Origin of the sequence: Ruegeria lacuscaerulensis, assembly GCF_013033355.1 — a bacterium.
Taxonomy (GTDB): domain Bacteria; phylum Pseudomonadota; class Alphaproteobacteria; order Rhodobacterales; family Rhodobacteraceae; genus Ruegeria; species Ruegeria lacuscaerulensis_A.
On record NZ_WQDY01000006.1, the window covers coordinates 68,541 to 83,094 of the forward strand.

At 58.0% G+C, this 14,554-nt stretch carries 12 protein-coding genes and 1 pseudogene; 7 read left to right on the plus strand and 6 right to left on the minus strand.

Features of this window, described 5'->3' with window-relative positions:
• Window positions 1-77: 77 nt before the first annotated feature.
• From GOW48_RS12265 to GOW48_RS12290, 7 genes and pseudogenes are all read left to right on the plus strand, one after another.
• Complete coding sequence (locus GOW48_RS12265) at window positions 78-1,109, plus strand: LacI family DNA-binding transcriptional regulator (RefSeq protein WP_170754139.1); 1,032 nt, start codon at window positions 78-80, stop codon at window positions 1,107-1,109.
• A gap of 2 nt (window positions 1,110-1,111) precedes the next feature.
• Window positions 1,112-2,413 (plus strand): annotated as a pseudogene (locus GOW48_RS22440) (GH1 family beta-glucosidase); the annotation flags it as partial.
• Between the two features lie 42 nt (window positions 2,414-2,455).
• The gene (locus GOW48_RS22445; protein WP_234899487.1) at window positions 2,456-3,445 is read left to right on the plus strand and encodes a glucokinase; all 990 of its coding nucleotides are present in this window, start codon (window positions 2,456-2,458) and stop codon (window positions 3,443-3,445) included.
• Window positions 3,446-3,471: 26 nt separating this feature from the next.
• Complete coding sequence (locus GOW48_RS12275) at window positions 3,472-4,398, plus strand: carbohydrate kinase family protein (protein ID WP_170754143.1); 927 nt, start codon at window positions 3,472-3,474, stop codon at window positions 4,396-4,398.
• Between the two features lie 15 nt (window positions 4,399-4,413).
• Window positions 4,414-5,079: a D-lyxose/D-mannose family sugar isomerase gene (locus GOW48_RS12280; RefSeq protein ID WP_170754145.1), complete on the plus strand. Its 666-nt coding sequence runs from the start codon at window positions 4,414-4,416 to the stop codon at window positions 5,077-5,079.
• 96 nt (window positions 5,080-5,175) lie between these two features.
• Window positions 5,176-5,421, plus strand: coding sequence for a hypothetical protein (locus GOW48_RS12285; protein WP_170355134.1), 246 nt, complete (start codon window positions 5,176-5,178; stop codon window positions 5,419-5,421).
• Window positions 5,422-5,431: 10 nt separating this feature from the next.
• Complete coding sequence (locus tag GOW48_RS12290; RefSeq protein ID WP_170355135.1) at window positions 5,432-5,902, plus strand: phage holin family protein; 471 nt, start codon at window positions 5,432-5,434, stop codon at window positions 5,900-5,902.
• On the opposite strand, the gene GOW48_RS12295 is transcribed toward GOW48_RS12290, so the two are convergent.
• The 6 genes from GOW48_RS12295 to GOW48_RS12320 form a co-directional block, all read right to left on the minus strand.
• The gene (locus GOW48_RS12295) at window positions 5,903-7,072 is read right to left on the minus strand and encodes an acetate/propionate family kinase (RefSeq protein WP_170754147.1); all 1,170 of its coding nucleotides are present in this window, start codon (window positions 7,070-7,072) and stop codon (window positions 5,903-5,905) included.
• Window positions 7,065-8,459, minus strand: coding sequence for a bifunctional enoyl-CoA hydratase/phosphate acetyltransferase (locus GOW48_RS12300; RefSeq protein WP_170754149.1), 1,395 nt, complete (start codon window positions 8,457-8,459; stop codon window positions 7,065-7,067). Before GOW48_RS12300 ends, GOW48_RS12295 begins: the two co-directional genes overlap by 8 nt.
• A 6-nt stretch (window positions 8,460-8,465) precedes the next feature.
• Window positions 8,466-10,880 carry a DUF3141 domain-containing protein gene (locus tag GOW48_RS12305; RefSeq protein ID WP_170754151.1) on the minus strand — a complete coding sequence of 805 codons (2,415 nt, stop codon included), beginning with the start codon at window positions 10,878-10,880 and terminating at the stop codon, window positions 8,466-8,468.
• Window positions 10,881-10,891: 11 nt separating this feature from the next.
• Window positions 10,892-11,692, minus strand: coding sequence for an enoyl-ACP reductase FabI (gene fabI, locus GOW48_RS12310; protein ID WP_414478931.1), 801 nt, complete (start codon window positions 11,690-11,692; stop codon window positions 10,892-10,894).
• A gap of 131 nt (window positions 11,693-11,823) precedes the next feature.
• Complete coding sequence (glnT, locus tag GOW48_RS12315; protein WP_170754155.1) at window positions 11,824-13,152, minus strand: type III glutamate--ammonia ligase; 1,329 nt, start codon at window positions 13,150-13,152, stop codon at window positions 11,824-11,826.
• Between the two features lie 71 nt (window positions 13,153-13,223).
• Window positions 13,224-14,552: an FMN-binding glutamate synthase family protein gene (locus tag GOW48_RS12320; protein ID WP_170754157.1), complete on the minus strand. Its 1,329-nt coding sequence runs from the start codon at window positions 14,550-14,552 to the stop codon at window positions 13,224-13,226.
• Window positions 14,553-14,554: the final 2 nt, after the last annotated feature.

The window sequence follows — 14,554 nt, forward strand, 5'->3', positions numbered from 1 at the left end:
TGTAGAAACAGGTTGACCCAATAGGAAAACCCACTCACAACAGTTTTGCCACCAATTTGAAGGCGCTTTGAAGCGAAATGAACCTAAAGCAGCTCTCAGAAATCCTTGGTCTTTCGCAGACAACGGTCAGTCGCGCGCTGAACGGATACCCCGAGGTGAACGAGGCCACGCGAGAGCGGGTTCAGGCTGCAGCGACCAAACACGGCTATCGCCCGAACAGCCGCGCCAAAGGGCTGGCCACGGGCCGTTCAATGGTGATCGGGCATGTGATTCCCAGCTCATCGCAACATGAAATGGTGAACCCGATCTTCGGGGATTTTGTTGCGGGGGCCGCCCGGACCTATGGCGCGCATGGCTATGACATGATGTTCACCAATGCCGACGATACCTCGATCGAACGCACCTATCGGGACTTGTTCCAACGCGGCGCTGTCGACGGGGTCGTTCTGCAAGGCCCCAAGGTCAACGAACACCGGATCGAGGTTCTGACTCGGATGGCGGTTCCGTTCATCGTCCATGGCCGCTCGACCGGAATCGAGGTGCCCTATGACTGGGTCGATGTGAACAACAAGAGCTCATTCCTGAGGGCGACCCGGTTTCTGATTGATCTGGGGCACAAACGTATCGCGCTGATCAATGGGTTAGAGGATATGGATTTCGCCCAACGTCGCCGCGAAGGATATCTGCAGGCTCTGCAAGAAGCTGATCTGACGCCCGAACCCGCCCTGATGCGCAGCGCCGAGATGACCGAGGTTTACGGCCATCACGAAGCCTGCGACATGCTGCAACTGGACACCCCCCCGACGGCCATATTGGTCTCGTCAATGATTTCTGCCATCGGGGTGCGGCGCGCTTTGAATGAGGCTGGGCTGAAAATGGGTCGCGATGTGTCCGTCATCGCGCATGATGACGACCTGTCCTATCTCAAGAATGGACAAGACGTGCCGATCTTTACCGCAACGCGATCCTCGGTCCGGCAGGCTGGGGAAATCGCCGCCGAAATGCTGATCGACCGGATCAAATCGCCGGACGACCCGGTTAAAACTAGATTGCTGGAGGCCGAACTGGTAGTTGGCGGCTCGACCGGCCCCGCTCCTGACAGGTTCTGAACATGAAGTATACCCGTGCTGATTTCCCCAAAGATTTCCTCTTTGGTGTCGCAACCTCTGCCTATCAGATCGAAGGCCACGCGCAGGGTGGCGCAGGTCAAACCCATTGGGACACGTTTGCGAACACGCCCGGCAATGTGGTGCGGGGCGAAAACGGAGACCTCGCTTGCGATCACCTCAACCGTTTCGATCAGGACTTTGATCTGGTGCGCGAAGCCGGTTTTGATTGCTATCGCTTTTCAACCAGCTGGGCCCGGGTTCTGCCCGAAGGACGTGGGGCCGTGAACCAAGCCGGGTTGGACTATTACGACCGGCTTGCCGATTCGCTGCTGGAACGCTGCATTCGCCCCTGTGCGACGCTCTATCATTGGGAACTACCCTCGCCGCTGGCGGATTTGGGCGGGTGGCGCAACCGGGATATTGCTGGGTGGTTCGCCGATTTCACCGAGGTCATCATGGGCCGCATCGGCGACAGGATGTTCAGTGTTGCCCCCATCAACGAACCCTGGTGCGTAAGCTGGCTGAGCCATTTCGACGGCCACCACGCCCCCGGCCTGCGCGATATCCGCGCGACGGCTCGCGCGATGCATCATGTTCTGCTGGCGCATGGCCGTGCGACCGAGGCGATGCGCGGTCTGGGCATGTCCAATCTGGGCGCGGTGTTCAATCTGGAATGGGCCGAACCCGCCGATGACAGCCCCGAGGCGCGCAAGGCGGCCGACTTGTATGACGGAATCTACAACCGGTTCTTTCTGGGCGGCGTGTTCAACAAAGCCTATCCGCAAAATGTTCTGGACGGGTTGGAACCCTATCTGCCAACCGGGTGGCAGGATGATTTCGACACAATCGGCGCGCCGGTCGACTGGTGCGGACTGAACTACTACACCCGCAAACTGATCTCGCCCGCCGACACCGCCTGGCCCAGCCTGCAAGAGGTCCCTGGCCCCCTGCCCAAAACTCAAATGGGGTGGGAGATTGAGCCTTCTGCCCTGACACGTTTCCTTACTCGGGCCGCTCGAGAATATACCGGCGATCTGCCGATCTATGTGACCGAAAATGGCATGGCCAGCTCTGAGCGCCAGCAGGATGAGGACCGGATCGACTACCTCAACCAGCATTGGGCCGCTGTGAAAGACGCGTTGGATCAGGGCGCGCCGGTCAAGGGCTATTTCATCTGGTCCCTGCTGGACAATTACGAATGGGCCCTAGGCTACGAAAAACGCTTTGGTCTGGTTGATGTGGATTTCGATACGATGGAGCGGACACCCAAAACGTCCTTTGAGGCGGTGAAAACTGCCCTCGCCGGTGCACAAGTTTCTGTCCCCCTGGCACAACCCGCCGGAGCCATGCATGAACACTGGAATCTGGTTGCCGATATCGGCGGGACCAACACCCGGTTGGGAGTTATCTCAAACGGGAAACTCACCGATCTGCGCAAATACCCAACGGGTCAGCTGCCGCAACTGCTCGAGGCGTTTCATAGTCTGCGCGACGAGATTGGCACCGATCCACGCGCTGTTGTCGCCGCCGGGGCCGGCCCGGTGCGAGATGGTACGATCCGACTGACCAACGCGCAGCTTGATTTGTCCGAGGACGACATCGGTCGTGCGACCGGCGCGCAGCATACCTTCGTGATCAATGACTTCACCGCAGCGGCGTGGTCTGTGGCCGAAATCGGTGCCGGTGACGTCGAAGTGTTGCAGGGTGCGGAAACCCCACCGGTCGGCACCCGCTTGGTCGTTGGGCCGGGCACCGGCCTCGGGGTTGGGTCGTTGCTCTATTCCGAGGGGCACTATCATACGGCATCCGGCGAAGGCGGCCATGTGGGCCTGTCCCCGCGCCACGCAGACGAGGTTGAAGTATTTCTCGCCGCCCGCCAGGTCGCGCCCGAGTGTTTCTTTGACGACTCGCTGACCCTTGAAGCCGAGATGTTCCTGAGCGGCACCGGCCTGCCCATCCTCTACCAAGCCATCCAACTCGCGGCCGGTCAAACCAACGCAGAAACCCGTCCTGCAAAGGATATCCTGCAAGACGCGCTGGCTCAAACAGACCCTCATGCGGTACGCGCGGCCCATATGTTTACCACACACTTGGGGGCCGTCATGGGCGATATGGCTGTGACCATGATGCCTGCGGGCGGTGTTTTTCTGGTAGGCGGCGTGGCTGAAAAGAACCGTTGGCTGTTCAAGGACGCCTTCCGAGACGCCTTCAACGCAGGGGGGCGGTTTAGTGAGTTGCGCCGGTCGATGAACCTTTATGTCTCCGAACAGGATGAATTTGGCATTGTTGGCGCTAACAATTTCTGCAAAAGTGCGCTCGCGCGTCGGATGGCCTGACGCGGCCAAACCGGAAAGGTCCCCGAATGATCTTGTGCTGCGGTGAAGCGCTGATCGACATGATCCCCGCCCCTACCACCGACGGTGGGCAGGGTTTTGTCCCCCATTCCGGCGGGGCGATTTTCAATACCGCCATCGCGTTGGGTCGTTTGGGCGCATCAGTTGGAATGCTCACTGGTTTGTCCCGCGATATGTTCGGCGATCAGCTTGTCGACGCCTTAACCAACAGCCAAGTAGATCAGACGCATGTCATTCGCTCGGATCGTCCCACGACTTTGGCATTCGTACAGTTGAAAAACGGCCACGCGACCTACTCGTTTAACGACGAAAACTCGGCGGGCAGAACGCTGATGCCCAAAGACATGCCGCCGCAGTTGGCCGGTGTTACGGCCCTTTATTTTGGCGGGATAAGTCTTGCTTGCGAACCCTGCGCTGATGCCTACGCTTCGGTTCTGGAGCAGCATTGTTCTGACCGCGCCGTGATGCTGGACCCTAACATCAGGCCAGGCTTCATCAGGGATGAGTCACGGTATCGAACGCGGTTGAACCGGATGATCTCGCAGTCGGATATTGTAAAAGTATCGGACGAGGATCTTGATTGGATTCTTCCCGGACAAAAAGGTACCGCTGACAAAGCCCGGCGATTGCTACAAGACGGACCTACCGCCGTGATTGTAACAAAAGGCAGCGATGGGGCTACGGGCTATTTGGCAGACGGAACAGAAATATCGACACCCTCCAACCCGGTCGAAGTTGTCGATACGGTCGGCGCTGGCGACACGTTCAATGCAGGCGTTCTTGCAGAGTTGCAGAAATCCGGCCACTTGACCAAGTCAGCCGTACGCCATCTTACAACTGATGCGCTAGGCGCGGCCCTCATCAAAGGGGCACAGGTTGCTGCGATCACTGTATCCCGCGCAGGTGCAAACCCACCCTGGGCGCATGAGCTTTGAGCTGAAGAGGCACAGATGAAACGATCTGAAATTAATTCCATCAAATCCGAAGCAGAGGCATTCATTCACTCTTTCGGCGCTGTATTGCCTCCGTTCGCCAGGTGGGCGCCTGACCGTATACGCAGCGATGATGCGCAAGGGATTCGAGACCGTGGTCTAGGCTGGGATATCACCGATTACGGGCAAGGCCGGTTTGATGAGCTTGGATTATTCCTTTTCACCTTGCGCAACGGCGACGTGACCGATCTGAATAAAGGCCGGGGGATGCTCTATGCCGAAAAGCTGTTGGTCTCCCGCGACAAACAGCTTTCGCCGATGCATCGCCACATCATCAAGGCCGAAGACATCATCAACCGCGGCGGCGGCGATCTTGTGATGGAGATTTATGCGTCGGACCCGGATGGCGGTATTGACCGTGACAACCCTGTCGTCGTCCCCAGCGACAGTTGTCCTGTAACCATCAAACCCGGAGAGCTATTGCGCCTGCAACCGGGAGAAAGCGTTACGCTAATGCCCGGGATATGGCACGCCTTCTGGGCGGAAAAGGGCGACTGCTTGATCGGCGAGGTCTCCACAGTTAACGACGACCGCACGGACAATGTATTCGAAGACCCTATCCCGCGTTTTGCAACGATCGAAGAAGATGTTGCGCCTGACTTCTTGCTGGTATCGGACTACTAGCCACATAAGTCCGTTTTACTAAACGGAAAAACTCGGTATCATTCTCAGGCGCACTGCAAAACTGTGATAGTATGTCAGCGGTGAAAGGGCCCGAGGATGGTAACAAAAGCCGAGTTGGAAGCAGAAGTTGCGGAGCTCCGTCGACAACTGGAAGATAGGTCCCAGACTGAAAACCCTGCCAAAAGCGAAAGCGTAACCGAACAGATTTCGGACACACTGGATCAATGGACCTCGCAGATTGACGAGGTGCTGACGGAATTTGAGGATATCCCTCATAAGAAATCGATTATGTTTGCCATCGGAATCTTCGCGGTTGGCTACCTGATGGGCCGTTCCCGGTAGGAGACCACACATGAGCCGCATTTCCCGAAACATTTCGATCATCCTGCGCGCCGAACGCCTGATTGCGCAACGGCAGGTTGCTGTCGCAGCGAAACGAACCGGCATCTACGCCGCGGCAGGATTTGCCATCGGTCTGGCTGTAGTGATGCTGAACATAGCCGGTTTCTTCTGGCTTTCGGCGACGCTGACCAAACCTGTGGCTGCTCTTATTCTGGCCGGGCTCAATCTGGTACTCGCCGTCTTGCTGGCATTGATCGCGAACTCGATGACTGCGTCGACGGATACAACCGCAGCCGTCGAGCTGCGCGATATGGCCCTGCAAGACATTGAGGTTGAAATAAAAGAAAACCTAACCGAAGCGCGAAATGTTGTCTCGGGCGTCCGGCGCGATCCAATAGGCGCGCTGACGCCAGAAATCGTCAGTGCGCTGTTGGGTTCCGCGCTCAAGTACGCTCGGAACCGCAAAACGAAAGCAGATTGATTACATCATCGCTGCAGCGGCCCGCGCGATCACCATCTCTTCATTCGTTGGGATCGACAGAATTCGGACTCGGCTGAAATCGGTCGACAGAACTGTACCGCCATCTGCATTGCGTGCGTGGTCCATATCAATTCCGATCCACCGCATCCCATCACATACCATTTGCCGAATTGGGGCTGAGTTTTCGCCAACACCACCGGTAAAGACCAGTGCATCAATCCCCTCCAGCGCGGCCGACAACGCGCCCAACTCCCGACGGATGCGGAACACGTAATAGTCAATGGCTTTGCGCGCATCGGGCGTATCCGCGGCCAGCAGAGTCCGCATGTCTGAAGAAATACCTGAAAGACCCAACAGTCCTGACTTGCGATACAGGACTTCAGCGATTTCATCGGCAGACATGCCGTCTTGCTGCATCATGTAAAGCACAACACCGGGGTCCAGTTGCCCGCTGCGCGTCCCCATAGGCAAACCATCCAACGCCGAGAACCCCATAGTCGATGCAATGGCACGCCCTCCGGACACCGCGCACATTGAAGCACCGTTGCCTAAATGCGCGATAACCACCCGGCCATCGTAAAGACCCGGTGCGATCTCTTTCAGCTTTTGTGAAATGTAGTCATAGCTAAGTCCGTGAAAGCCGTACCGACGCACACCTTTGTCGTAATAGCTTTGCGGCAGCGCGAAGGTGTCATTGACCCACGGGTGCGTACGATGGAAGGCGGTATCGAAACAAGCGACCTGCGTCGTGTTGGGGAAAGCCGCGCTGGCGGCACGAATGCCCGCAAGGCTGTATGGTTGGTGCAGCGGCGCAAAGGGGATAAAGCTGCTGAGAGTATCAATAACAGCGTCGTCGATGCGAACAGGCTCGGAATATACGGTGCCCCCATGCACCACGCGATGCCCGATCGCACGGACATGAATGTCAGGCAGATATTCCTGCGCCAGCTCCAGAAACGCATGGATTGCTTCGTCATGGCTTTTGGTATTGCTCAAAGGCCGGTCTATCGACCGCCCACCAGCGGATTGCGCCAGTAGACGCGGCGCGTCGCCCAAACGTTCAATCTGTCCACGCCACCGCATACTGGGGCGATTGTCATCCACCAGTTCATACAGCGCAAACTTGAGCGAAGAAGAGCCGGCGTTCAACGCCAGAACATGGTTAGCCATGGATTTTGCCTTTGGTTGCATTGGCGTGCAGCGCTGCCACCGCACAAGATACCAGGCGCGACGCGTCGTCGTCTGACCGGGACGTCAGGATAATGGGCGCTGCTGCCCCCAGAACGATGCCAGCGGCCTCGGCATGAGAGATGAAAGTAAGCTGTTTCGCCACCATATTTCCGGCCTCGATATTCGGAGCGACCAGAATATCCGCAGCGCCGCCGACCTCGGACGTAATACCTTTGGTCCGTGCCGCGTTCAGGTCAACCGCGTTGTCCATCGCCAGAGGGCCGTCGACCAAACCGCCTGTGATCTGACCCCGTTCGGCCATCTTGGACAGCAGCGCTGCGTCTACTGATGAGGGCATATGAGGGTTTATCGTTTCAACCGCCGACAACACCCCAACTTTCGGGGTTTCGATCCCTATCGAGTGCGCCAGATGAATTGCGTTCTGGACGATATCTGCCTTGGTCTCGAGGTCAGGCGCGATATTAACTGCGGCATCCGTTACCATGATCGGCCGCGACATGCCCGGTACGTCCATCACGAATACATGCGACAGTCGCCGCCCGGTCCGCAGCCCCTTTTCCCGACGCAGAACCGCGTGCAACAGCTCATCAGTATGCAGATACCCCTTCATCAAGGTTTCCGCCTTTCCTTCGACCACCAGGTCTACTGCCTTATGCGCAGCTACCCCATGGCTGGCGGCTTCGACGATCTCGATACCTGTCAAATCGGCACCCAGTTCGGCTGCAGCGGCTTCGATCTTGCCTCGGTTCCCCACAAGTATGGGCGTGATGATGTTGTTGGCATGGCCCAGCAAGGCACCGCCAAGCGAATTGGCATCCTCGGGGGCGACAACCGCTGTTGGCATCGGATCAAGCGGGCGCGCCTTTTCCAACAGCGCGTCGAAATGGCGATGGCGCTGAACAACAAGACCCGGAACTTCGACCGAGTCGAACTGCATGTGTTGGGCGGGTGGTGTTACCTGAACACTTCCGCTGAGGACCAGAATATTGTCCCCAACGCGGTGCACTTCGGTTGTGCAGATCAGATCGCCGTCTTCCAGCTTTTCCGCGACAGTAACAAAGGCCGTCAGCTCATCCCCCGCCAAGACCGGAACATGAAAGCTCAGATCTGCACGTCGGGTCTGCGTCCCTGCGCCCGGCAGAATATTTCCCAACACCGCCGCCACCAGGCCCGCAGGCCACAACGCAGGTGCGACCGCTTCGGGCCGACCGTCGCCATCACCATCATAAGCCGCCAGATGCAACGGATTATGATCACCTGATGCCGAGGCAAACGCGTACAGGTCGTCGACTGTACACAGTCGGGTCAATTGCGCCTCATCGCCAACTTCCAGTTGCGAAAACGTTCGATTTTCGAGGATTTTCATTCTGTATCAACTCTGCTTGATTTCAGCAGGCCGCTTTGCTGGTCTGCGAGTCTTTGATGTCCGAAGTGCTGCTGTCTTAGGCTCTGGCGCAGGCAGGTCAAGCACTTGTCGCAAGTCTCGAACCATAGCTATCAGCTCGGTTGTAGGTTGCGGAATATCTCCAACAATCCTCTCGATCAGATCAACAGCTTTGCTGCGCTCTTCCTCGGCGGGTAATAGATCAGACAAACTGTCGAGGGCGCCTTGTTCGTCAAACGTCGTTATGATCGTCTGTTCGTGCAAAAGGCGGCGACGCTGTTCAACCGTCAGGTCTTTGAACGGATCCTCGTGTTTAAACACATGAGCCCAACGATCCAATATTTCCGAGCGAAAACTTTGATTGCTGTAGGCCAGCAGGATCAACATGCGGACGACAGCTTCGGCGACGCCCCCTTGTTTCATATGGGCCAAAGCGGCCTGCACTTCGGGAAGGGCCTTCAGTCCTTCAGGGTCTGGCAAGGTTCGATGGGCCGCATTTTTTCGCCCAAACCACGTCGCCACCGGGCCGCCCCACATTGAAAAGAACGCGGCTTCGTACCAGGCATCGCGCAGGTCCCGGCCCAAGTCCATCATCTGCTCGATCCAGTCCCCTGTCAGTTTCTCCAATTGCAAAAAGGGATTGTCCTGCGCAGCAACCAAGCGGTTTTCCTTGGCCAAGTCAGCGGCCATTTTCACGGGCAACATCGCAGGCTGAGAGGAAGACGCCAACGCACGTTGCTGCCGCAAAGGATGAAGATCTTGCAAAGCCTGACCCGTGGTCGGCGTAACCGCAGATTGCACGAAAGGGCGGCCAAAGGTTTCGTAGATATTTGCCTGAGTTTCCGACATATGCGCTACAGCAGCAAAACAGGTCTCGTCCTGCTGCCCGTCATCCAGCGCTGCCACATCTTTCAGTGTCCGCTCCAAAAAGCGGACTTCGAATTTCTTGTCGAGCCCCTCGCCCTCGACGTTTTCGATCTTCATCTCATAAAGCCCCGGCGCCATGGCTTCGACCGTTTCAAGGGTCGAGGCAAGCTCGGTATGCTCTTTCCGCGCGACTTTGGACGATACGAAAATACCCAGATGCCCGACTTCGTCGTGCAACATGTAAACGATCCGCTGACCGCGCAGGCGGATTTCTTCTTCGTCGGTATAGGTTGCGGCAATCCAGTTCAGCGCCTGTTGAGGCGGTGTGATATTGTCACCCTGGCTGGCGAAAACAAATATCGGGCCCTTCACTGCCTTGATGTCGATTGGCACACCGGGCTCCAGCTGCGCCGTGTTCTTGACCAAACGATTGCCCACAAACAGCTGCTCGACGATCCAGTGGATTTCGGCTTCGTTCAAAATGAAGTAACCACCCCACCAGCGTTCAAAGTCCAGAAACCGCTGGCGGCCGCCTTCGGGATCACGATAGAGATCAAAGTACTTTCCAAAGTAATTCCGGCTGGGGTTCAGCTGTTCGAAATTCATCACCAGATTGGCACCGTCAAACTTGCCAGCACCCAGATCGGACCAAAACATCGGCTGCCATGTGCCGCCCAGAACTCCGGCATTGTACCGCATCGGGTTTTCCCCGACTTCGCCTGACCAAGGGGCAATCGGCGCTCCGTTCAGCACAAGCGGGCCCGTCAAATCGGGGTTGCAGGCCGCCATGATCAACGTGGCCCAACCGCCCTGACAGTTACCCGTGACAACAGGTTGAGGACTGTTGGGATGGCGGGCGCTTACCGTTCTGACAAATCCGGCCTCAGCATGCATGACATCGGCTAGGGTCTGGCCCGGCACCGGGTCACGACCAAAGCTGACAAAATAAACCGGGTGCCCCTTGGATAGCGCTACCCCGACCTGACTGTCGGTTTTAAATCCGCCTATTCCTCCACCATGGCCCGCCCTTGGATCAATGATCACATACGGGCGTTTGGTGTTGTCGATTTTGACACCTTCAGGCGGCACGATCTGCAACAGCTGATAGTTGCAAGGCCGCTTGAGCTGCGCGCCATCCACCACAACTTCGTAATCGTAAACCAATACGGGTGGGCACCCAGCAGCTTCGTGTTCAAGGAAAATATCGCCGCGCTCACGCAGCACATCCATTGTCAAAGCGACCCGCTGGCTTGCGTCCTTCAGGTAATCCGCCCAATCCTTCGCAATGAATGATGAGCCAGCAATTCGCGCAGACGCGTCTGCAAGGCCCTGAAGCAGGTTTCGCGTACGCTCGGAGTGATCCGCCGCGATTTTACTGGACTGCAGCGCAGCTGACTTTGACAACAAATTCCATTTGACCTGCGATTGTTCCAGCGCATTTTCAACGGCACTATAGGTTCTGTCATTTGCGACGGCTGCATCGCGGGCCATATCGGACCCGAACTGCAGAGACTTGGAATGTGTATTCGGTATCATGAGGGCATCCTTTAACCGACGATACTGTATCCGCCGTCGATGGGATGGACCCCACCGGTGACGTTGAATGCTTCGCGACTGGCAAGAAAAGCGGCATAGGCACCAACATCCTCGATCGTCGCCAAATGGTGCGTGGGTGCTCGGGCGGCGGCATCTGACAGCAGGGCATCGAATTCAGCCAGCCCAGAGGCAGCCCGTGTTTGTAACGGGCCAGGCGACAATGCGTGAACCGAGATACCCTTTGGCCCCAGCTCCGCAGCAGCATATCGAACAGCAGCTTCAAGCGCCGCTTTGACCGGGCCCATGATACTGTAATTTTCAACGACCCGGCTGGCACCCAGAAACGAGACCGTCATGCAGGTGCCGCCACGATCCATCAATGGTTCTGACAGACGGATCATACGCAAAAAAGAATGGACCGAGATATCCATGGCCAATGCAAACCCCTCGGCCGAGCTGTCCACAACGCGACCATGCAAATCATCACGCGGAGCAAACGCGATCGAATGCACCAGTGTATCCAGCCGACCCCACCGCGCGCCAATCTCATCAAGCAGCGCCTGCGTCTGATCTGGTTTTCGGACATCCAGCGGCATAACGATTTTTGCCCCGACCTGATCCGCGAGGCCTCGCACATGCGGTTCGGCCTTGTCATTGAGATAGGTCAATGCGACCTCGGCCCCTTGCGCATGCAGGGCGCGGGCACAACCCCAGGCAATCGACTGATCATTGGCCACGCCAATAATCAGCGCTTTCGTTCCATCCAGGCGGAACATGGTGCCGATCCTCTCGTTTTTTCTGCGCTGCAGCATAGGCGATTCCACCCAAAACCACAAAGTTTACGCTACGGCATAGCGTCCAAAACCGCCCATGCCGCAGCGCCGCATAACAAGAGAATGTAACAACCGCACAAGAGGTGTGCTGAATATCGGCGGGTTGCCAATCAGATGTCTAAAGTGTGCTCTTTCTCCCAGCGTGAGAAATGGCTGACGAAGGAATTCCATTCCTGATGCTTCATCTTCAGGTAGGCGCTGGAAAATTCGTGCCCCATCGCCGCCTTCAGCCCCGCGTCACTGTCATAGGCGCGCAGCGCGTCCAGCATGTTCAGCGGCAGTTTCGGTGCGTCGGTTACGGTGTGACCCTCAGCATACATGTCGATATCATGACGCGGGCCGGGATCGGCTTTGGAGCGCAACCCGGACAGCCCCGCCGCGATGATCACCGCTTGCAGCAAATAGGGGTTCGCAGCCCCGTCCGCCAAACGCAGCTCGAACCGGCCCGGACCGGGCACGCGCACCATATGGGTGCGGTTGTTGCCCGTCCACGTCACGGTATTGGGTGCCCAGGTCGCGCCCGACATGGTGCGCGGGGCATTGATGCGTTTGTAGCTGTTCACCGTGGGGTTGGTGATCGCAGCCAACGCGCTGGCATGTTTCATTATCCCGCCGAGGAAATGTTTGCCCTTTTCGCTAAGGCCCACTTCTCCGGTCGGGCCGTCACCTTCACCCGCGAATACGTTGGTCTTGGCATCAGCCCCCGGTGCATCCCAGACCGAGATATGGGCGTGACAGCCATTACCTGTCAGTCCCTCGACCGGTTTGGGCATGAAGGTAGCGCGAAACCCGTGTTTCTCGGCCACGGATTTAGTCATGAACTTGAAGAACGAATGCTTGTCGGCGGTGCGCAGAACGTCGTCGAATTCCCAGTTCATCTCGAACTGGCCATTGGCGTCCTCGTGGTCGTTTTGATACGGGCCCCAGCCCAGATCCAGCATGTAATCGCAAATCTCACGCACAACGTCATAGCGGCGCATCACCGCCTGCTGGTCATAGCAGGGTTTGGCGGCGGTATCGAACGGGTCGCTGATCTGTTCGCCATCGGGGGTCAACAGAAAGAACTCGGCCTCGACCCCGGTTTTGACATGCAGCCCTTCGGCGGCGGCCTCGTCGATCAGACGGCGCAGAACGTTGCGCGGGGCTTGGGCCACGTCTTCACCCTCCATCACACAGTCTGCCGCAACCCACGCAACTTCGGGCTTCCAAGGCAGCTGAATGACCGAGGACGGATCGGGCACCGCCAACATGTCAGGGTGCGCCGGGGTCATGTCCAGATAAGTGGCGAACCCGGCAAAGCCTGCGCCTTCGATCTGCATCTCGGCGATGGCTTGTGCAGGGACCAGTTTGGCCCGTTGTCCACCGAACAGATCGGTGAACGAGATCATGAAGTATTTGACGCCTTTTTCCTTGGCGAAAGCAGCCAGATCTGTCGTCATGGTCGGCTTTCCTTTCCCTGTTGAACCCAAAAGAAAAGGCGCGGCCCCGGTCAGGGTCGCGCCCGCTTGTCTCAGAACCCCGGCTTGCCCGGATACCAGTCTGTCCCCGCCAGAGGCACGCGCGCCATGGCGGCGGCCTCCATCGTCAGAGCACACAGGTCTTCGGGCTCCAGATTGTGCAGATCGTTGTGGCCGCAGGCGCGCGCGATGGTCTGCGCCTCAAGCGTCATGACCTTGAGGTAGTTGCGCAGACGCCGCCCGGCCTCGACCGGGTCAAGGCGCGCCGCCAGTTCCGGGTCTTGCGTGGTGATACCCGCCGGATCGCGGCCTTCGTGCCAATCGTCATAGGCCCCGGTGGTGGTGCCCAGCTTCTGATACTCGGCCTCCCATTTCGGGTCATTGTCCCCCAGCGCGATCAAAGCCGCCGTGCCGATGGCCACCGCATCCGCGCCCAAAGCCATCGCCTTGGCCACATCCGCGCCATTGCGAATACCGCCCGAGATCACCAGTTGCACCTCGCGATGCACACCCAGATCTTGCAATGCCTGCACGGCGGGGCGGATACAGGCCAGCGTCGGGATACCCACATGTTCGATGAAGACATCCTGCGTGGCCGCGGTGCCGCCCTGCATCCCGTCCATCACCACCACATCAGCCCCGGCTTTCACCGCCAGCGCCGTGTCGTAATAGGGTCGCGTCGCGCCGACCTTCACATAGATCGGTACTTGCCAGCCGGTGATTTCGCGCAACTCTAAGATCTTGATCTCAAGGTCATCCGGGCCCGTCCAATCCGGGTGCCGACAGGCCGAGCGCTGGTCGATCCCTTTGGGCAGGGTCCGCATCTCGGCCACGCGGTCGCTGATTTTCTGACCCAAAAGCATCCCGCCGCCGCCGGGTTTGGCGCCCTGACCCACCACAATCTCGATTGCATCAGCCTTGCGCAGATCGTCGGGGTTCATGCCATAGCGCGAGGGCAGATACTGATAGACCAGCTTGCTGGAATGACCGCGTTCTTCAGGTGTCATGCCGCCGTCGCCCGTAGTGGTCGAGGTGCCCGCAGCGGACGCGCCGCGACCCAGCGCCTCTTTCGCGGGGCCTGACAGCGCACCAAAGCTCATGCCCGCGATGGTGATCGGGATATCCAGTTGGATCGGGTTCTTGGCAAAGCGCGTGCCCAGCGTGACCGAGGTGTCACAGCGTTCGCGATAACCTTCCAGCGGATAACGACTGACCGAGGCCCCCAGAAACAGCAGGTCGTCGAAATGCGGCACCTTGCGTTTCGCGCCGCCACCGCGAATGTCATAAATGCCCGTAGCCGCCGCCCGCCGGATTTCCGCGTTGACCGGGTTGGAAAACGTCTCAGACTGTATCGGCATCGTGCGTGGTGTGTGATCGTCCATAA